The 19,793-nt window shown below is 43.5% G+C and carries 21 protein-coding genes and 1 tRNA gene; 5 read left to right on the forward strand and 17 right to left on the reverse strand.

Features of this window, described 5'->3' with window-relative positions; translation table 11 throughout:
• Positions 1 to 25: 25 nt before the first annotated feature.
• The 5 genes from ACFODW_RS02390 to rpoN form a co-directional block, all read right to left on the reverse strand.
• A complete protein-coding gene (locus ACFODW_RS02390) occupies positions 26 to 1,207 on the reverse strand; it encodes a phosphoglycerate kinase (RefSeq protein ID WP_390302396.1) in 1,182 nt (393 codons plus the stop codon).
• Between the two features lie 130 nt (positions 1,208 to 1,337).
• Positions 1,338 to 2,345, reverse strand: a complete 1,008-nt coding sequence (gene gap, locus ACFODW_RS02395; RefSeq protein ID WP_390302400.1) for a type I glyceraldehyde-3-phosphate dehydrogenase — start codon at positions 2,343 to 2,345, stop codon at positions 1,338 to 1,340.
• 41 nt (positions 2,346 to 2,386) lie between these two features.
• Positions 2,387 to 3,421 (reverse strand): sugar-binding transcriptional regulator, encoded by a 1,035-nt coding sequence (locus ACFODW_RS02400; protein WP_390302403.1) that lies wholly within the window; start codon positions 3,419 to 3,421, stop codon positions 2,387 to 2,389.
• 115 nt (positions 3,422 to 3,536) lie between these two features.
• Positions 3,537 to 3,788 (reverse strand): glutaredoxin family protein, encoded by a 252-nt coding sequence (locus tag ACFODW_RS02405; RefSeq protein WP_390302406.1) that lies wholly within the window; start codon positions 3,786 to 3,788, stop codon positions 3,537 to 3,539.
• The gene (gene rpoN / locus ACFODW_RS02410; RefSeq protein WP_390302409.1) at positions 3,785 to 5,083 is read right to left on the reverse strand and encodes an RNA polymerase factor sigma-54; all 1,299 of its coding nucleotides are present in this window, start codon (positions 5,081 to 5,083) and stop codon (positions 3,785 to 3,787) included. Before rpoN ends, ACFODW_RS02405 begins: the two co-directional genes overlap by 4 nt.
• A 160-nt stretch (positions 5,084 to 5,243) precedes the next feature.
• Here rpoN and ACFODW_RS02415 point away from each other — a divergent pair, with 160 nt between their 5' ends.
• Entirely contained in the window at positions 5,244 to 5,636 is a 393-nt protein-coding gene (locus ACFODW_RS02415; RefSeq protein ID WP_390302412.1) for a ribonuclease HI family protein, read from the forward strand.
• Between the two features lie 61 nt (positions 5,637 to 5,697).
• Here the strand turns inward: ACFODW_RS02415 and ACFODW_RS02420 are convergent, their stop codons facing one another.
• The 3 genes from ACFODW_RS02420 to ACFODW_RS02430 all read right to left on the reverse strand — a co-directional run bounded on the left by ACFODW_RS02420 (position 5,698) and on the right by ACFODW_RS02430 (position 8,761).
• Positions 5,698 to 7,230, reverse strand: coding sequence for a solute symporter family protein (locus tag ACFODW_RS02420; protein WP_390302415.1), 1,533 nt, complete (start codon positions 7,228 to 7,230; stop codon positions 5,698 to 5,700).
• Positions 7,227 to 7,583: a DUF485 domain-containing protein gene (locus tag ACFODW_RS02425; protein WP_390302418.1), complete on the reverse strand. Its 357-nt coding sequence runs from the start codon at positions 7,581 to 7,583 to the stop codon at positions 7,227 to 7,229. The genes ACFODW_RS02420 and ACFODW_RS02425 overlap by 4 nt, the downstream gene beginning before the upstream one ends.
• A 251-nt stretch (positions 7,584 to 7,834) precedes the next feature.
• On the reverse strand, positions 7,835 to 8,761 hold the full coding sequence (locus ACFODW_RS02430) for a fumarylacetoacetate hydrolase family protein (protein ID WP_390302421.1): 927 nt from the start codon (positions 8,759 to 8,761) through the stop codon (positions 7,835 to 7,837).
• 145 nt (positions 8,762 to 8,906) lie between these two features.
• Here ACFODW_RS02430 and ACFODW_RS02435 point away from each other — a divergent pair, with 145 nt between their 5' ends.
• Both ACFODW_RS02435 and ACFODW_RS02440 read left to right on the forward strand, forming a co-directional pair.
• A complete protein-coding gene (locus ACFODW_RS02435; RefSeq protein ID WP_390302424.1) occupies positions 8,907 to 9,257 on the forward strand; it encodes a general stress protein in 351 nt (116 codons plus the stop codon).
• A 461-nt stretch (positions 9,258 to 9,718) separates the two neighbouring features.
• Positions 9,719 to 10,465 (forward strand): FixH family protein, encoded by a 747-nt coding sequence (locus tag ACFODW_RS02440; RefSeq protein WP_390302427.1) that lies wholly within the window; start codon positions 9,719 to 9,721, stop codon positions 10,463 to 10,465.
• Positions 10,466 to 10,750: 285 nt separating this feature from the next.
• Here the strand turns inward: ACFODW_RS02440 and aroD are convergent, their stop codons facing one another.
• On the reverse strand, positions 10,751 to 11,515 hold the full coding sequence (gene aroD / locus ACFODW_RS02445; protein ID WP_390302430.1) for a type I 3-dehydroquinate dehydratase: 765 nt from the start codon (positions 11,513 to 11,515) through the stop codon (positions 10,751 to 10,753).
• 124 nt (positions 11,516 to 11,639) lie between these two features.
• Between aroD and ACFODW_RS02450 the strand changes: the two genes are divergently transcribed.
• A complete protein-coding gene (locus ACFODW_RS02450) occupies positions 11,640 to 12,179 on the forward strand; it encodes a shikimate kinase (RefSeq protein ID WP_390302433.1) in 540 nt (179 codons plus the stop codon).
• Positions 12,180 to 12,238: 59 nt separating this feature from the next.
• On the opposite strand, the gene ACFODW_RS02455 is transcribed toward ACFODW_RS02450, so the two are convergent.
• On the reverse strand, positions 12,239 to 13,036 hold the full coding sequence (locus ACFODW_RS02455; RefSeq protein ID WP_390302437.1) for an ABC transporter ATP-binding protein: 798 nt from the start codon (positions 13,034 to 13,036) through the stop codon (positions 12,239 to 12,241).
• 89 nt (positions 13,037 to 13,125) lie between these two features.
• A tRNA-Arg gene (locus ACFODW_RS02460) sits at positions 13,126 to 13,201 on the reverse strand.
• 215 nt (positions 13,202 to 13,416) lie between these two features.
• On the opposite strand from ACFODW_RS02460, the gene clpP reads away from it, so the two are divergent.
• Positions 13,417 to 14,004 (forward strand): ATP-dependent Clp endopeptidase proteolytic subunit ClpP, encoded by a 588-nt coding sequence (gene clpP, locus ACFODW_RS02465; RefSeq protein WP_390273741.1) that lies wholly within the window; start codon positions 13,417 to 13,419, stop codon positions 14,002 to 14,004.
• A gap of 84 nt (positions 14,005 to 14,088) precedes the next feature.
• Here the strand turns inward: clpP and ACFODW_RS02470 are convergent, their stop codons facing one another.
• The 6 genes from ACFODW_RS02470 to ACFODW_RS02495 form a co-directional block, all read right to left on the reverse strand.
• A complete protein-coding gene (locus tag ACFODW_RS02470) occupies positions 14,089 to 14,340 on the reverse strand; it encodes an HPr family phosphocarrier protein (protein WP_390302440.1) in 252 nt (83 codons plus the stop codon).
• A gap of 156 nt (positions 14,341 to 14,496) precedes the next feature.
• Positions 14,497 to 15,447 (reverse strand): DNA-binding protein WhiA, encoded by a 951-nt coding sequence (whiA, locus tag ACFODW_RS02475; RefSeq protein WP_390302444.1) that lies wholly within the window; start codon positions 15,445 to 15,447, stop codon positions 14,497 to 14,499.
• Between the two features lie 51 nt (positions 15,448 to 15,498).
• The gene (locus tag ACFODW_RS02480; RefSeq protein WP_390302447.1) at positions 15,499 to 16,464 is read right to left on the reverse strand and encodes a gluconeogenesis factor YvcK family protein; all 966 of its coding nucleotides are present in this window, start codon (positions 16,462 to 16,464) and stop codon (positions 15,499 to 15,501) included.
• A 1-nt stretch (position 16,465) separates the two neighbouring features.
• Positions 16,466 to 17,350 (reverse strand): RNase adapter RapZ, encoded by an 885-nt coding sequence (gene rapZ / locus ACFODW_RS02485; protein ID WP_390302450.1) that lies wholly within the window; start codon positions 17,348 to 17,350, stop codon positions 16,466 to 16,468.
• A 365-nt stretch (positions 17,351 to 17,715) separates the two neighbouring features.
• Positions 17,716 to 18,669 carry a thioredoxin-disulfide reductase gene (trxB, locus tag ACFODW_RS02490; RefSeq protein WP_390302453.1) on the reverse strand — a complete coding sequence of 318 codons (954 nt, stop codon included), beginning with the start codon at positions 18,667 to 18,669 and terminating at the stop codon, positions 17,716 to 17,718.
• A 77-nt stretch (positions 18,670 to 18,746) separates the two neighbouring features.
• Positions 18,747 to 19,751: a tetratricopeptide repeat protein gene (locus ACFODW_RS02495; RefSeq protein ID WP_390302456.1), complete on the reverse strand. Its 1,005-nt coding sequence runs from the start codon at positions 19,749 to 19,751 to the stop codon at positions 18,747 to 18,749.
• Between the last annotated feature and the right edge of the window lie 42 nt (positions 19,752 to 19,793).

A 19,793-nucleotide genomic window follows, 5' to 3' on the forward strand; every position in this document is an offset into this window, starting at 1 on the left:
ACCTCTCCTGGATATTCGATTTCTTCTACTTGTCGTTAAGTGCGGCTACACCCGGCAAGGTCTTCCCTTCCATGAACTCTAAGGAAGCGCCGCCTCCGGTGGATACATGATCCATCTGTTCAGCATATCCGAATTTCTCGACAGCTGCAGCAGAATCCCCTCCGCCTATTACAGTATAACCTTCTGTACGGGATAAGGCTTCTGCAACGGATTTCGTTCCTTCAGCAAATGTCTCCAATTCGAATACTCCCATAGGTCCGTTCCAAATAATCAGCTTTGAATCAGCTACAACCTGAGCATACTTTTCCCTAGTTTTTGGACCAATATCCAAAGCTTCCCAATCACTTGGAATGGAATCAATACTTATTTCTTTAGTATTTGCACTGTCTGAAAAATCATCGGCAACTACTACATCCTCTGGCAGCAGGAAGTTGACCCCATTTTTTTCAGCTTTTTGCATAAACTCATTCGCAAGGTCAATTTTGTCTTCTTCAAGAAGAGACTTTCCTATTTCATAACCTTTTGCTTTAAGGAAGGTATAGCCCAAGCCTCCGCCGATGATCAAGTTATCTACCTTATCAAGAAGATTATCGATCACACTAATTTTATCTTTTACTTTTGCACCACCAATAATGGCCGTAAAAGGACGTTCAGGATTTTCCAGCGCTTTGCCCAATACATCAATCTCTTTTTCCATCAGAAATCCTGCTGCTGCCGGAAGTTTTTCTGCCACCCCTGCAGTAGAAGCATGGGCGCGATGTGCTGCGCCAAAGGCATCATTCACATAAAGGTCGGCCATATCGGCAAAAGCCTGGGCCAGTTCCTCATCATTGTTCTCTTCCCCGGCTTCAAAGCGGACATTCTCCAATAGCAGGATTTCCCCTTCATTTAGATTGGAGAGTGCTTCATTTACTTCTTTGCCAAATACGGAATCTGTTTTGACTACTTCCTTGCCTGTCAAATCACTTAAACGTTCGGCGACAGGATCAAGCCGGAGTTCATCCACCGCCTGGCCTTTCGGGCGGCCAAGATGGCTTGCCAGTATCACAATGGCACCGTTGTCGGCCAGATGTTTAATTGTTGGCAGTGCAGCTTTAATACGTGTGTCATCGGTTACTTTCCCGTCTTTCATAGGAACATTGAAATCCACACGGCAAAAAACTCTCTTTCCTTTTACGTCCACATCATGAAGCGTCTTTTTATTCATCGATACACCCTCCTATAGTTGGCTATGTACTATCTTTGATACACAATAGCTGTTCCCTGATATGGAAACTAAATAACTAGTGCATTCAAAGAAAACGGAGGAGGAACACTGCCCTCCTCCGCGTTTTTTCTTACAATCCTTTTTCTTTCATGAAGACAGCGAGATCTACACAACGGGATGAGTAGCCCATTTCGTTGTCATACCAAGAAACAACTTTGACCATGTTATCTTCCAGAATCATTGTTGATAGGCCATCAACGATAGAAGAATGAGTGTTTCCTACAATGTCAGTGGATACCAGTGGATCCTCACTGTACTGCATGATTCCTTTAAGAGGGCCTTCAGCAGCCTCTTTCATGGCATTGTTTACATCTTCAGCAGTAACATTCTTGTCCAGTTCTGCTACCAGATCTGTCAGGGAACCATCTGGAGTTGGAACACGGACAGCCATACCGTTCAGCTTGCCATTCAATTCTGGAAGCACTTTACCTACTGCTTTAGCTGCACCAGTGGTAGTCGGAATAATATTTTGCGCTGCTGCACGTGCACGACGATAGTCCTTATGTGGCAGGTCGAGGATCTGCTGATCATTTGTATAGGAATGGATCGTTGTCATCAGACCGCGCTTGATGCCGAATGTATCATGAAGAACTTTTGCAAATGGTGCAAGACAGTTGGTAGTGCAGGATGCATTTGAAATGATGTCATGCTGAGCTGGGTCATACTGGTCATCATTAACACCCATTACCATGGTCAAATCTTCATCCTGAGCAGGTGCAGAGATGATTACTTTCTTAGCACCGGCTTCAATATGCTTCTTGGCATCTTCCCCTTTTGTAAAGCGTCCAGTGGACTCGATGACGATCTCTACTCCGAGGTCTCCCCATCCCAGGTTAGCTGGATCGCGCTCGGAAAGCACCTGGAATTCTTTTCCGCCAACAGCGATATTAGAGCCGTTAACAGTTACTTCCTCTTCCAATTTACCATGAACTGAATCATATTTCAGCAGATGTGCAAGCATATTTGCATCTGTTAGGTCATTTACTGCTACTACTTCTACTTCATCATTCTTCAATGCTTGACGGAATACATTACGTCCAATTCTCCCAAAACCATTAATACCAATTTTTACTGCCATGTTTATTCCTCCTAGATGTTTCTAAATTTTATATTTTATAATCAAAGGGAACTATAGTTACCCTTTAATATCTGTTCAGCCGCTGCCCGGTCTGTAATGAGCAGGTCGCTTTTTCCCTGCTGAAAATAGGATGCTATCGCTTGCCCTTTGGATTTTCCACCCGCTATCGTGATGACCTGCTTGATCCCCAGGAGATCTTCCAGCTGAAGTCCGACTGTCCTTACTTTATGGACAATATCTCCTCTTTCATCAAAGTAATATCCGAATGCTTCACTTACTGCGTTCGCTTCCTTCAATTTATCCAGGATCGATAACTCGGTTTTCCTCCGCCGGGCCATGGAAAGTGCATCACCCACTCCATGCAGCACAATATCGGCATTTTTGATAATCTGCACCATTTCATGGATGGATGGTTCATTGATCAACGTCTGATAGGTCCTCTCACTAATCGGGTCGGGTACGTAAAGCATCCGGTAATCACCCATTGCTCTTTTGGCCATTTCGGCAGCAATTCTGCTTGCCTGATTTTCGACCTTTTCACCTACACCGCCCCTGGCAGGTACAAACAGCAAATCATCCTGCTCGTTAAGAGGAGTCATGACATCCGCTACCGCTGCCACCGTGGATCCTCCGGTTACGGCAATGGTAACTCCCGATTTGACTATCTCTTTCAAATAGGACACACATGCTTTTCCCATTTCCTGTTTAATCCATGGATCTTCATCACTGTTTCCTGGGACAATAATAACATTCTCTACTTGTAAGGTTTCCTTTATTCGTTTTTCTAAAACTTCGAGGCCTGAGATTTCGCCCATGAAGGAAACCAGCTGTTCAAGAATTAACTTTCCCTCTTCTGTTATATACATTCCTTTAGAAGTTACTTCCAACAGCCCCTGTTTGTGCAGGAAGTCCACCTCACTCCGGACATAGCGCTCGGTCAGGTTTATATTCTCCACAATAGCCCTTCTTCCGATAGGCTGAAAGTGCTCAACAATATGAAGAATAGCATACCTTTGCTGCATTATTTTCAACAGATCAGGGACCAGTTTTTTTTGTGCATCTGTTAAAGCTTTCATGAAAGAACTCCTTTTTAAGCGGGGCAAAAATGACCCGGATGAACATATTCTGTCCCACCCGCAATTTCATGATACCATAAATTTAAGATTATACAATCAATTTGCCGAGGAAATCTTATTCCCCAGCTTCATTCTCCTCTTTTAGTAATCTTTCCAGACTTTCATAACTGATCTCTTCACCATTCAATTCTCTGCTTCCCACCTCGATCACAGGGATTTCGAGCTGATACCTCTCCAGCCATTCATCATTACTGTAAATATCACGTTCCTCCATTTCCAATGGATGTTCTCCGTGGAATAATGACAGCAATGCCTTTGCGTCCTCGCATAATGGACAATGTTCTTTTGTATATATAATTACCTTCATCCGTTCTCTTTCCTTTCTTTACGTTTTACAGAAGAAGGAATCTTCAACTGCTTTCTATATTTCATAACCGTCCGGCGGGCAACTGAAATGTTGAATTCATCCTCCAGTTTCCTCCGTATCGACTCATCTGACAGGGGCTTAGCTTTATCCTCGTGCTGTACGAATTCCTGTATCATCTTTTTCACAGCAAACGAGGAGGTCTGCTTGCCGTTGGACTGCCTAATCCCAGACTGGAGAAAAAACTTTATAGGAAAAACTCCTTGGTTGGTCTGCACATATTTATTATTGATAGCCCGGCTTACCGTAGAAATATGAACACCAACTTCTTCAGCTATCTCACGGAGAGTAAGCGGTCTCAGCATGAAAGCCCCATGTTCAAAATACATGTACTGCTTCTCTACGATGACGTGGATAATTTGTTCCAGGGTATTGGTCCGATAGGAAATAGCCTGCTTCAGCCAATCAATCTGTTTATATTTTTCTCTTAAGTATGAAGCAGCCTCTTTATCAAGCTCTGCTCCTTCCATATAACCATTATTTACTTTTATATCAGGTGAATTCCATTTAAAAAATGAAATTTTCCATGTACCTGCCTCTTTATATATAGAAGCTTCGGGTATGATATAGTCCGGCTGTCTGGTTTCAAGGAGATGGCCTGGCTTTGGGTGGCAGGATTTTATCTGTTCAATGATGCCTGCAGCCTCTTCTATAGAGACCGAATAATGTTCTGCGATATCCTTGCTGTTCTCTTCAGCCACCCACACTAGATGTTCTGCCAACAGTTCCTCCACGAATGGCTGGTAACTTTCCTTTTGCCTGAGTTGCAGCACAATACATTCTCCCAATGTTCTGGCGCCAATACCAGGTGGATCTAGCTGTTGGATTTTTCCAAGTGCCTCTTCAGCTGTTTCCCGGGGGATCTCCAGTTTCTCTGACCAAATATCCACATCTATATCCAGGTAACCGTCTTCATTCAGTGAGTCAATTCCAAATTCAATGACAGGGATTAATTCCTTCCTGACATTCAACGTATACAGCTGATTCCTTAATTGATCATACATCGTCTCTTCTGCCTGGTTAATCTCTCCGATAGAAAAGTCGTCTGTATTTCCTGCTTTATATCGGGAGATATCATAATCAAAGTTAACTTCTTCAATCAGTGGATTTTCTTTTGAAACCTCTTTAATGTAATCAATAAGCTCTACACTGGAAAATTGAAGTATCTGTAATGATTGGAGCAGGGACTGGTTCATCTTCCATTCCAGCCGCTGCTCTTGTATGAGTCTTGGCTCCATGCTATTCCCTCCTCGCCCGCCTTCTTCTCTCCATAGTGCCATATTAGACCCTATGCTGTCACCAGGAAGGCCCAGAGCAACGCTTTTAGAGGTGGATGGATGCCATCATCTTCCTTTATAATAAGAAAAGAACTGAAACGGATTAATGGAGGCAAGTGTGATGATTGAAGTTTATACAGACGGGGCATCCAGCGGAGATCCCGGCAAGAGCGGTGCAGGCATCTATATTAAAAAGGATGGGAACGAATTGGAATATGCTTTCCCACTGGGAGTTGTTTCGAACCATGAGGCAGAATTCTTGGCAGTGCTAAAAGCACTTGAGGTCTGTCAAAAGGAATTCCCTGGTGAGATACTTTCCTTCCGTTCTGACTCAAAGCTTGTGGTAGACGCCGTGGAACGAAATTATATAAAAAATGAAAAATACGCCCCTCTACTTCAGAGGATCAATGAGGCATCCGATACCTTTCCATACTTCTTTATGAAGTGGATTCCGGAGAAACAGAATAAACATGCAGACTATCTTGCAAAAAAAGGAATCCAGCTGAATGATTGATTTCTAAAATCAAAAGGGAGCCCACATTTACTATTTGGGCTCCCTTTTTTCATATATAAATCTACTTTCCCCGGTACCCGGTATTGGCTCTTACCTTTACTTCCATATATCGTTCCATATCATATTCCTTTGATAAGATGGTGCCGAGAAGGCCCCCAAGAAATCCGACCGGGACGGAGATGATTGCTGGATTAGTCAACGGGAAGATTGGGTCGCCCTGAAAGATAGCTGCACCAGCTTCCGGAGATATTACATTTGGACTGATAGATACAAGAATAACAGCAGTAAGAAGGCCGGACAGCATGGCACTTATTGCCCCGCTTGTATTAAATCTCTTCCAGTAGATCGTATACAAAATAACAGGAAGGTTCGCACTAGCCGCCACACAAAATGCCAAAGAAACAAGAAAGGCAACATTGAGATTCTGGGCAAATAGCGCCAGTAAAATGGATGATACGGCAACTGCAAGTGACGCATAACGTGCTGCCACCATTTGCTGTTGATCCGTTGCTTTCCCTTTTTTGATGATTTGTCCATAGATATCATGGGCAAACGCCGATGCCCCCGATAAAACAAGGCCTGCTACAACTGCGAGAATAGTAGCGAAGGCGACGGCTGCAACAAATGACATCAGCAAGTCTCCACCCAACGCCTCTGCCAATAATGGAGCAGCCATATTGCCAGCTGGATTTGCCTGTAGTATCCGGCTCTCTCCAACAAATGCCGCCGCTCCAAACCCAAGAAATATGGTGAGGATATAAAAGATGCCGACTACCCAGGTCGCAGTTACGACCGAAGTTCTTGCTGTTTTAGCATCTTTCACCGTAAAGAAGCGCATTAGAATATGTGGAAGGCCGGCGGTTCCCAGCACCAGTGCCACCATCAAAGAAATCGTATCGAGCGGTACAGTGTATTGCAATCCTGGATTCAAATAAGACTCTCCATGACTTGTTGCCGTTTTCGCTTCCCTGAACATTTCCATGATATTAAAATTGAATTGCAGCAGAACGAGAAAAGCAATGACAACGGTACCAAGCATAAGGAGTACTGCCTTAGTAATCTGTACCCAGCTGGTGGCCGTCATTCCTCCGAATAAAACATATATTGTCATCATAACTCCGACCAGCAAAACCGCCATCCAGTAGTCGATGCCGAACAACAATTGAATGAGCGCTCCAGCTCCCACCAGCTGTGCAATCATATAGAAAATAACAATAGTAATGGTGCTTAGGGCAGCAACTGCCCTTACCTTCCGGGCATCAAAACGAGCATTAATCATATCGGCAAGTGTGTACTTGCCTAGATTTCTAAGCGGCTCTGCCACCAGGAACAAAACCACTAAATAGGCCACTAAGTATCCAATACTGTAGAAAAACCCATCGAACCCAAACAAGGCGATAGCCCCGGCGATTCCGAGAAATGATGCTGCCGATAAGTAATCACCTGCAATAGCCAGGCCATTCTGCCAGCCGGTCAACCCTCCCCCGGCAGTATAGAAATCACCTGTAGTTTTTGTACGCTTGGCCGCATAGTAGGTGATCAGCAGTGTCGCTCCCACAATCAACAGAAACAGCGTAATAACAGTTGCATTCATCTTTCTCTCCCCCCTTTGTCCAATTCTTCCTCAATAATTTCTTCAGCCTGTCGGTCAAAGGAAGCAGATTTTCTTACATAAAGGGTACAAAGCACCCATGTCATAATAAATTGAGAAAAGGCATAAAACCAAGCCAGACTTATATCCCCGACCACAGGGCGATTCAAAACGTTGGTATAGGAAGTCAAAATAGGCAGGGAGAAATAGAATAGCAGGAAGAAAGTGGAGAGTGGTACAATAAATTTCTTCCTGTCGCGAGTTAATTCTTTGAATTTCCTGCTCTTAGCAACCCTAACAAATTTATCTTGCTTTTCCCCTTTCTTCAACGCAATGTAATCGTTTTCAATACTCATTTTTTTCCATTCCTCCTTCTTAAACTTCTGCCGGCAAAGAAGCAAAACTATTAGGATGCCCTAATCGTAGCTCACAACTGGATGAATTTCAATTGGTAATTTTCTAAAATATTAAAATAATATAAAAGTCATAGAACTTCTCTCTTCCCACATATATACCAGGTATATTAGAATAGGTTAAATTACCCAGACACTCTCCCATTCCTATCTACAAAAAGACCGTTCCCCTATGGAAACGGCCACTATTAATACTATACTTTTCTCACTTTATTTTCCATGCTTCCAATCCGCTCAATTTCCAATCGGACTATATCTCCATCCTCGAGAAACTGCGGAGGATCCATGGCAACTCCTACTCCATCCGGTGTTCCGGACAGGATAATATCTCCCGGCTTCAAGGTTATGAGACCCGATATGAATTCAATCAGGTAAGGAACATCATAAATCAGATGGCTGGTATTTGATTCTTGCCTTAGTTCCCCGTTTATATATGAACGGATGGACAGATTGGATGGGTCTTCTATCTCACCGGCAGAAACCACCCATGGTCCGACCGGGGTGCTCCGATCTAATGTTTTGCCCTGGAGCCATTGCGGGGTACGCTTCTGCAAATCCCTGGCAGAAATATCATTGCCGATAGTATACCCGGCAATGTAGCCGAGGGCATCCTCTTTTTTGACATTAGATGCTTCTCTTCCGATAACTATCCCAAGTTCCACTTCATAGTCCAGTTTTTTTGTCGCCGAGGGTTTTTCTATATCTTCATTTGGCCCGATGAGGGCGTTACTAAACTTTGCAAATAGTACAGGAAAATCAGATACCTCCCCTTTCATTTCTGCAGCATGGGCAGCATAATTCTTGCCAATGCAAATAATCTTAGAAGGCTCCGGCACCGGTGTACCCAATTCGACCACTTCTTTGGAAACAGCCTGTCCACCTTGCTGCTTAATAAATTGTTCTGTTTCCTTAGCCACTTTCAACGTCTGCTCCCCCAAACGGTAGAAACTGCCTGGGTCGGAAGGAACCATGCGGTCTATCCATTCAGCATGTTCACCAGTCTTCTTCGTCTTTGCTAGGGAACTATAGTGCTCCTGCAGGTCGTATACATTCTCTTCAATCATCAACCCCATACGAAAGTTTCCCGGGATCTCCTTTGGTCTATAACTGATCAGTCTCATACTTTCATCCCCCCATATGTATCTTACAAGAAAATTCTATCAAATTGCCGTAGTAAAAGACAGCCGGACCTATGACACTACTGTTTGAACTGATTTTTAAAAGGGTAGAAAGATAGTGATAACGCCAAATCAAGGAGGTATGAGTATGGCCAGACATGTAGAGGGCTCCTACCGGAAACAAGAAGAAGCAGTCGAAGCAGTTAACAAGCTGAAACTGGAAGGATACAAACCCAGTCAAATCACCGTTGTCACTAACAACAAAAAAACGGACGAACTAAAGCATGATTCTTCCGTTCAAGTGGAAGAAGGCAAAAAGGAAAAGAAGAAAGATGAAAGCTTTATGGACAAAGTCGATCGTCTATTTGCTGATGAAACGACCAATCCATTTAACCAGCTTAGAGATTTGGGAGTAGATGAAGAGGAAGCCAAGCTATACCAGGGAGATATGAAATCAAGATATTATCTAGTACTCGTAGAGAGGAAGCAGCCGGAATAGCTGCCTCGCGGACGGCAGCTATTCCCGCAACCGTCCCCCTGCGTCATTTATAACAAAGGCAGGAATAGAAATGGGCCTTTTTCATCCAACTGTTTTGCAAAACCTCCACATCACAAGCAGGCACTCGAAACACCATAGCCTTCTCCGCCCTGCATATAATTATCCACGACATTCCGAAACCGACTAGAAGAAAATGCAGAAGAACGAAAGATAATATGACAGTACCCAAAACATATGGACAAAATACAAATGGAAGCCCTCAAATACTTCTCTAAACCTTGCCAATACCCAATATGGAAGCAATCTGTTTTACATGGCCTGTCAAGGCGGTGTTTTGGAATAAAAAAAACTGCCTATCCCCCCTCAAAAACTGTTGCTATTTATTCAAAAATCATTCAACATCCCAAAAATCCATAATGTTATACTGGTTTTGTATGAACGAAGTTGAATGGAGGACGAATATGAAAAATAGAATGTCACTGGCTATGATCATAATTATTTCTGTTATTTCTCTAATAGGATGCAGTACAGGTGAAGAAGATACAGAACAGGCGGTAGATGAACTTCCTGAACTGAAAGTAGATTTCAACGTGCCGGAAGAAGCTGAGGTGGATGAAAGCGTGGTGCTCACTGCCGAAGTAACATACGGAGGAGAGGCCGTAGAAGGCGCCGATGTCATCTTTGAATACTGGAAGGGGGAAAATGAGGAAAATAGTAAAGAGGTAGAACCCACCTACCAAGGTGAGGGGATATACAAAGCAGAAGTCACTTTTAATGAGGATGCCAATTATAATTTATATTCCCATGTGACGGCTGAAGGCCTGCATACTATGCCGCTCGAGTCTATCCAAGTTGGGGAAGGTTCCCCGATAGAAACCGAAGACTCAGGAGATGATTCAGAAAGCCCGGATGGTATCTCCATCCATTTCGTGGAGCCTGAGCAGCCCGCTCCCGGAGAAGATGTCAAACTCACAACACAGCTGAATATGGGTGATACGGCCTTAGAAGCGGCAGATGTTCGATATGAGATCTGGAAAAAGGGAGAGAAGGACTCCCCGCATGAATGGCTGGATGCAGAAGAGATAACCGCCGGAGAATATGAGGCTCACTATGCATTCCCCGAAGCAGGCACGTACATGATCAACATTCATATAGAAGACGGGGAAAGTCTGCATGAACATCAAGAATTTGAGTTAACCATAGAATAATAGCCCCAAAAAAATATGAGGTTGGGACAAAACTAAATTGCTTTACTCAAAAGATGAACAATGAACTGAATTAGCGGAGGAAATATACGCAGACTCCTACGGGAGGAAAGGCCTAGCTGAGACCCCGAAGTGCGATAGCACTCGGAGGCTCAGCAGCTGCCCGTGGAAAGCGAAGTATATTTCCGCAGCGGCTATTCCATTTCACAAGATTTCTAGCTAGTTCGGCTTTTTTCTTTTGAGTAAACAATTTTGTCCCAGCCTCACTTTTTAATATTACTTGGCCTTTTAAATCTGATATTTATGTATAGTCGATAATACGAGTTTCAAGTCTTCCGCAGCTATTTGGCCAGGAGCTGAAGCCTCTTTTCCCGAGCCGAATGTCGCAGCGGAACCAAATACTTCTCCTGCAAGCCTGCTGATTAATCCCAATTTGCCCATCGCCATGGTGATGATTGGCCTGTCTGCATATATTCTGCTCATTTTACTTGTTGCCTGCAACAACGTAAACAAATCTTCCATATCACGGGGCATAACAGCTATTTTAGGAATATCCGCTCCCATTTCCTGCATTCCTTGAAGCCGCGATAGGATTTCTCCCATTTCCGGCGTTTTGTCGAAATCATGATTGGACAGGATGACACGGATGTCATTCTCCCTTGCCTGTTGGATGATCGTTTCTACCTTTAGCTTATCAGCAAAGTATTCTACATCAATCACATCCACCATGCCGGTATCAATTATCTTAGACAGCAGCCGGAAGTAAGTGTCTTCCGACAACTCCCTATTTCCTCCTTCTTTATCCGTACGGAAGGTGAACAATAATGGGATTTCCCCTAAATCTTTACGCAACTGGGCAGCGGTTCCGCTGATTTCATCCAGACAATCTACTCGTTCATGAACATCTGCCCGCCATTCTACCATGTCCGGTTCCGATTCTTTAACCACAGCCACTTCTTCAGCCAGCTGCTTATCTGTCCTTCCCATCAGCGGAATAATGACTTTAGGTGTTCCTTCCCCGATAAGTACATCCCTGACTTTCACGACCTTCATATGATGACCTCCACTATAATTCAAATTATTTATCATTATACTCCAACTCTATCATTTTTCCTCTGGGCAAACACATCCATTTATCTTATACTGATGCTAATTACATATTTGCGGGGGGATTAGAATGAAAGAAGGCCAAATTACACAAAAAAGCGTTGTACTTATTGGTTTTATGGGAGCAGGAAAAACGACAATCGGAGAGGAACTGGCAAATCAGACCGGCAGATCTTTTATCGATACGGATCAAGAAATTGAAAAATATTTTGGCATGCCGGCCACAGAAATTTTCCAATCTCGAGGAGAAGAGGCTTTCCGTCAAAAAGAAAAAGAAGTCATCATAAATTATGCTGAACAGCAGGGGTATATCATTTCCGTAGGGGGTGGCGCGTTTTTACAGGAGGAAATTAAAGAAACTTGCCTAAGTAATAGTGTAGTTGCTTTCTTAGATATATCATGGCCTTCCTGGAAAGAAAGGTTAAGTCTGCTGATTGATACCCGCCCTGTTCTGCAGGGGAAAACAATGGATGAGATCCAGCAATTATTTGAGGAACGCCAAAAAATATATCGCTCCTCTCACCATATTGAAGTGAAGACGGATGATTTTAGCCCGGAACAAACAGCAGAGAATATCATCAAGCAGCTACAAATAGAGACAATCCGATAAATAGAGGCAGGAGGTGGGGGGATATATGAAAAACAAACGTTCTTCCCATCCCCCTGCAATTATGACCTCTTAAGCTTTTCTTTTAACAGCATCCAGGGCCTGCCCTGATACCATTCCACTTTAATATCCTTATTAAGGAAGCGGGAAAGATTTTGACTGGTCAAGACACTTTCTGTCTGTCCTTCCTCAAACACCTTTCCATCCTTCAGCAATAATGTGTGAGAGAAAATAGGAAGGATCTCCTCGGCGTGGTGGGTGACGTAAATGATGGTGGGAGAGGCCTCCTGTTCTGCCAACCGGCTCACCGACTCAAGCAATTCTTCTCTAGCCAGGAAATCAAGTCCATTCGTAGGCTCATCCAATATTAATAGACGGGGATTCCCCATTAAGCCTCTCGCAATCAGAATTTTTTGCCTTTCCCCTTGGGAACATGACTGATAGGAACTGTCAGCCACCCCTGAACAACCCAGTTGCTCCATCAATTGATATGCCTTCTGATAATCATGCTCATTAGGCCGCTCATACAGCCCGATAGATGCAAACTTGCCACTCACTACTATATCCACTGCCTGTTCCACACCTCTGATACGCTCTTGCAGGGAGGAACTGACCCAGCCGATGGACTTGCGCATTTCTCTTATATCCGTCTTTCCAAATAGGTTTCCCATCACCTGGACAGTCCCGATGCTAGGCCATATGTAACCGTTGATCATATTTAGCAGCGTGGTCTTTCCAGAACCATTCAAACCCATCACAGCCCAATGTTCTCCTTTTTGCACCTTCCAATCTATTTCTGACAAAATAGTTTGTCCCTGCCATATCCAGGAAACATTCTTTAATTCGATCTCCAATGCCATGGCACTTTCCTCCCTGACCATATATCTTTAAATATAGAAAAAGACAAGAAATACAGCTTGTCTGCACTTCTTGCCTTATCTATTGATGACGCGCCCGGAGGGATTCGAACCCCCGACTGACTTGGTACCGGAAACCAACGCTCTATCCAACTGAGCTACGGGCGCATAGGAATGTAAATCTTTTTGGCACATAGAATATTATAACCCCCTTCTACGAATTTGACAACCCCTTTTTATAAATCATACAGGTTTAATTACCTGTGGATTGGGAATGATGGGTAAAAGATTTATCTTTGTCAATGAATGTTATCGTTTGACCTTTATTGACCATTTAGTTATGATAAAGACAGAACGTTATTGAATAAGGGAGGATTTTACTTATGAACTTAATACCGACAGTAATTGAACAGACCAACCGTGGGGAACGCGCCTATGACATTTACTCTCGCCTGCTGAAAGACCGCATTGTCATGCTTGGAAGCGGAATAGATGATAATGTAGCCAATACCATCGTTGCCCAATTACTATTCCTGGAAGCGGAAGATCCGGAGAAAGACATCTCACTGTACATCAACTCACCAGGCGGATCCATCACTGCCGGCATGGCCATCTTCGACACGATGCAGTTCATTAAGCCGGATGTATCCACCATTTGTACAGGCATGGCGGCATCCATGGGTGCTTTTCTGCTCGCTGCAGGGGAAAAAGGCAAGCGCTATGCCCTGCCTAATAGTGAAGTGATGATTCACCAGCCTTTAGGTGGGACTCAGGGACAGGCTACAGACATAGAAATCCATGCCCGCCGCATCATCGAAATGAAACGTAAAATGAACGAGATTCTTTCAGAGCGTACCGGTCAGCCGCTTGAGGTCATTGAACGTGATACAGAGCGTGACAATTTCATGAGTGCTCAAAAATCTGTAGAGTATGGTTTGATAGATAAAATTCTGGAACGCAATGAGAAGTAGTAAAATATCCCTTTCACAAATGTGAAAGGGATATTTTTTTATATGTGGTCGTATATGGTTCGGTTCTTTAGCGAATGAACCAGATCAATTTGAGACAAAGGAGATTAAATGCTCAAGTGCATCGGCTTCATCTGCACCTTCTGCAATTATTTTAATCTCTTCTCCGCTTGTTACAGCCAGACTCATTAACCCCATAATACTTTTGGCATTAACTTTTTTTCCGCCTTTTTCCAGAAATAAATTTGCTGAATACCGGTTTGCTTCTTGTACAAACTGTGCTGCAGGCCGTGCCTGGAGCCCTGTATCCAATTCCACTTTGACGGATTTCTCAACCAAATTCCTCATCCTCTCTACTCGTAAGCGCTGCCAGACCATATTGTAGTTAATCGACAGCTCCTGCCCAAAGCTGGAACTGCCGATTTCTATGGCATGTAAAATTATTATGATATTTTAATTTACCTGTATTATATCATGAACCTCTTGCAAAATGAATCATTTCGTTGCCGGTGCTTTTCCCTGCCTGATTTTCTCTGCAAACTCATCGATCTTCTTCAATCGGTGATTGACGCCGGATTTTGAAATTTTGCCAGTCGATACCAGTTCACCAAGTTCTTTCAGTGTAACATCCTCATGTTCCACCCTCAATTTGGCTATTTCCTGCAATTTCTCCGGCAGTTGATCAAGGCCTACTGTTTGTTCGATCAGTTTGATATTTTCAATTTGGCGGAATGCTGCTCCTATAGTTTTGTTGAGGTTGGCTGTCTCGCAATTGACTAGGCGGTTGACAGAGTTTCTCATATCCCGCACAATCCGGACATCCTCAAATTTAAATAACGCATTGTGGGCCCCGATAACACTTAGGAATGCTGTAATCTTTTCCGCTTCTTTCAAATAAACGATATAGCCGTTTTTGCGCTCCAGCTTTCTTCCATTCAGACCAAATTCATTCAGCAGTTCACATAAAGCATCATTATGTTCTTGGTGGAAGTTGAAAATTTCCAGATGATAAGAGGAAGTTTCCGGGTTATTGATGGAACCGCCTGCCAAAAAGGCCCCCCGCAGGTATGACTTTCTGCAGCATGGTTTTTCCAGGAACTTATTGGATATCGTTCGTACCAGCCTGTACGGCTCCTCAAAGATACCCAGATCTGTCAGCATATGTTTAACGTCTTCCTTCATCCGCACAATATAGACGTTATTCTTTTTCAACTTCATCTTTTTCCGCACCAAAAGTTCCACGGGAATAGAGTAAAGCGATTTTATTAATGTATATATTCTCCTTGCGATGGCCGCATTTTCGGTCTGTACATCTAAAACAAAATTCTGCCTGGAAACGGATAAAGCTCCATTCATACGTATCAAGGCTGCAAGTTCCGACTGGATACAGCATTCTTCCACTTCCATCGCTGTCAATTCTTTCTTGATTTCTGAGGCAAAAGACAAATAGTCCCCCTCCTTCCCACTAACTGTAAATATCTCCGTTGGCTTAAATATTTAACTATTCTTCTTTATAATGGAATACAACAGTTTAGATACCTTTTCCGTGTGATGGCGAATAGTTGATTTGGAGTGGTCAATGATATCTCCCTCAATAATCTGAAGTCCGATCTGACGAAGACGATCAGTATCATATAATACAGGTTCAGCATTCTCCTCGGCATAGACCGCCCGGACTTTCTTGCGGATCGGTTCGTTATGGACGACGATGGCATCTACAGTACCCTGTCCAATATGGCTGGTTATAGCCTCTACATGCTCTGAAGCCGTATAACCTGTTGTTTCACCTTCCTGTGTCATCACATTGCAAACATATACAACCTTTCCTTTACTGCTGCTGATGGCCTGATCAATTTCAGGCATGATCAATGTAGGAAGGATGCTCGTATACAGACTGCCCGGGGCTATTACAACCAAATCTGCTGCCTTTATAGCCCGAATAGCATTAGGCAGCGGCTTTACCGGCTGCGGCCTGAGGAATACCCTTTTAATCCGCTTTTTGGAAAGGGGGATATTCGATTCGCCAGAAACAATGGTTCCATCTTCCATTTCTGCATGGAGGGACATATTGTCATTGGAGATCGGGTAAATTTTCCCCTTGACGTTCAACACACGGGAAATTTCCTTGATTCCATTGTTGAAATCCCCAGTGATTGAAGTCATCGCCGCAAGCAAAAGATTGCCCATTGAATGGCCGGAGAGGCCATTGCCGACAGCAAAGCGATGCTGAAATAAGTCGACTAGCATCGGTTCTGCATCGGACAGTGCAGCTATTACATTACGTATATCCCCGGGAGCCGGAATATCCATCTCGCTTCTCAGCCTTCCGGTACTACCTCCGTCATCTGCAACTGTCACAATCGCTGTCAGATTAACAGGCAAATCCTTTAGGCCTCGCAATAGAACAGGCATACCCGTTCCACCACCGATGACAACCACCTGGGGCTTGTTCTCCTCCGTCATATTAATGTCCCTTTCTTTTATCAATATCCCTATGTGTCACATGTGCTATATAGTCAGGCGACAACTCTTTGGCAAAATACTCCGCAAGCGCTACAGAACGGTGCTGACCCCCTGTACAACCGATTGCAACCACCAGTTGTGATTTTCCTTCTTTTTTATATTGCGGCAGCATAAATTGAAGGAGATCGAAGACTTTTGAGGTGAATTCCTTCGTATCTCCCCATTTGAACACATAGGACGAAACTTCTTTGTTCAATCCAGTCATCGGCTGAAGATGGGAGACATAATGTGGATTCGGGAGAAACCTTACATCAAATACAAGGTCTGCATCAATTGGAAGTCCGTATTTGAAACCGAAAGACACCATTTGAACAGAAAAAACAGCCTGCTTTTCTTCCGCATACACTTTTACTATCTTTTCCCTTAGTTCTTTAGGCTTCAGGCTAGTCGTATCGATGATTCGATGGGAACGCCCTCTCAATTCATCGAGAAGCTCCCTTTCCTTCCTGATTCCATCAAGCGGCAAACCTTCAACGGCCAAGGGGTGGGATCTCCTCGTCTCTTTATATCTGCTGACAAGCTTTTCGTCTTTGGCATCAAAGAAGATAATATGTTCTTCCAGCCAATCTTCCTTGCCCAGAGTATCCAGAGCTTCCACTAATGAATCGAAGAACTCCCTTCCTCGCAAATCCATGACAATTGCCACTTTGCGGATGTTATTATTGGAATCCCTCATCAGATCGAGGAATTTTGGCAGTAATGTCGGCGGAAGATTATCCACACAATAATAACCCAAATCCTCAAAACTTTGGACGGCAACTGTCTTGCCCGCTCCGGACATCCCAGTGATGATCACCAATTTGGTTTCTTTTTCGCCGTTTCTCATCTCTATCTCCCCTTTAGTAGATCCGTAACACCCTGAAGGCACGACCCGATTGTTTCCTATTTATATTTATGCAGCATATTGGCTGAGTTATTCTTTTGATCTTTGCATCCATTACTCCCTATTATACAATGAAAAAAAATAAATCAACAGGGGATATTTATGGCTGGACATTATTTCGACACAGCCGGACAATCCTCTGCGAAACACCCAAAAAAATACACAGGCGCTGGGCACCTGTGCCAAAAAACTAATTTATTTATTAAAAGGGGGTCAATTAGTTATTTCTATTGTAACCAACTATTGTTGCGAGTGTATTACAGGTACATTAAAAACCGGTTACTTCTTGTAAATCCCACTTCATATTTCTAGGAATTCCCTGCTTTAATTTCCTCTTGCAAATCTTCGACATACTTAATGGCTGCCTCGGCTGCAATACTGCCATCCCCGGTAGCTGTCACAATCTGTCGAAGGTCTTTCTCCCGAATATCGCCTGCAGCGAAAATGCCCGGAATGTTTGTAGCCATATTTTCATCTGTAGGAATATAGCCATCCTCATTAGTAATTCCAAGTGACTGGAATGGTTCACTTAATGGCACCATGCCAATGTAAACAAACACGCCATCGGCATCAAAATCACGTATTTCACCTGTCTTTACGTTCTCAAGGGTGACACTGCTCACTTTTCCTTCTGGTCCATTTATCTCATTGACCACCGTATCCCAGATAAATTCTATTTTATCATTGTCGAATGCCCGATTCTGCAGAATTTTTTGGGCTCGCAATTCATCTCGACGGTGGATGACAGTTACCTTCTCTGCAAAGCGGGTCAAATAGATGCCTTCCTCGACAGCTGAGTCTCCGCCTCCGATGACTACCAGATCTTTTCCTTTAAAGAAAGCCCCGTCACAAACTGCACAGTAGGAGACTCCGCGGCCGCCAAGTTCCTCTTCACCCGGTATCCCGAGTTTTTTATACTGGGCTCCAGTAGTGATGATGAAGGAGCGGGTTTTATATTCTTTATTACCAGCGATTATTGTTTTGTAATCCCCTTGATCGGTTACTTCCTTGATATCGCCGTAGGCATATTCTGCCCCGAATTTCTTTGCATGTTCAAACATTTTATTGGATAGGTCAGGGCCCAGAATATGGTCAAAGCCGGGATAGTTTTCTACCTCTTCGGTATTTGCCATCTGGCCGCCCGGTATTCCACGCTCAATCATAAGGGTATCCAAATTAGCGCGTGAAGCATAAACGGCTGCTGTCATGCCGGCAGGCCCGGCACCTGCAATTATTACATCATATATACGTTCGTCGGACATAGTAATCGCCCTTTCTTGTTCAGTATTCAAAGCACCTTTAGCTTAATAAAAATAACTGTTTTCGTCCATCATTCTGCTTATATCATTTTCCAAGGGCCTTCCTCTTTGGAAAGCTTCGGATGCCGCTTGCAGCCTTCCTCCCACAGGGATAGGGCTTTCGAAGGTTCGCCGACCCTATAGGATGCAATACTATACCATTGGAAATAGGACAAGTGGCTTTTCATTTGATTTTTCATAAGCGGACGGAAGCGTTGATATGCTTCCATATAATGTCCAGTTTTGGCCAAAGTAACAGCAATCCGCAACTTCTGCTGTTCATGGATGGGATATACATTCTGCAATACATTAATATGATGCCTTGCTTTTTCTTCCTCTCCAAGTTGGTGATAAAACAAAGCAAGGTTCGTATGGCTGTATAAATTATCGGGATCCTCCGAATTTGCCTGTTGTTCAATTTCAACGGCACGCTCTTCCTCCCCGGTAAAGAAAAGGGCATACGCATGTTCGTGTACGGCTGTTCTGTGTTCCGGAAAGATCAGCATCATATCCTCAATTAAAGGCAATGCCTGCTCCCATTCTTTGTTTTCCATATGATAAAAGATGGTCTCTTGATAAATAAGAAGGTCATCTTCTTCTTCCAAGTCCCAATTATCCTCATCCATGTCATCTTCATCAATGTCTATCAGTTCAAGAAGTGTATTTGCCTCTTCGGTAAAATCCCCATCCGGTTCTTTTTCCAAATAGATATTGGCATGCTTTCTGGCGTCATTCAGCAGACCCAGATGTGCATAGTTATTGGCTATTAAATAATAACAGTCAGCATATTCGCTAGCCTGTAGCACGTTGGTCAATAATTGATTCGCCTTATGGTAACTGCCTGTCTCCGTATAGACCACGGATAACTGGCATGCATATAATGGCTCGAACGGCTTGGCTTCCATGGCTTTTTTCAGCCATTTCTCTGCTATATCAAATTTTCTTTTTTGAAATGCTTCAACGCCTTTGGTGAAATAAAAGTCGCCTTCGGGAATGAAGGGAATAATTTTATTTTCACTCTTACGTTTCTTTTCAACTTGCTGCATAGGTGGAGTCCCCCTAGTATTCATTACACATACGTACAGAGT

The sequence above is a fragment of the Virgibacillus sediminis genome, from assembly GCF_042643265.1.
In the GTDB taxonomy this organism is placed as follows: domain Bacteria; phylum Bacillota; class Bacilli; order Bacillales; family Amphibacillaceae; genus Virgibacillus_O; species Virgibacillus_O sediminis.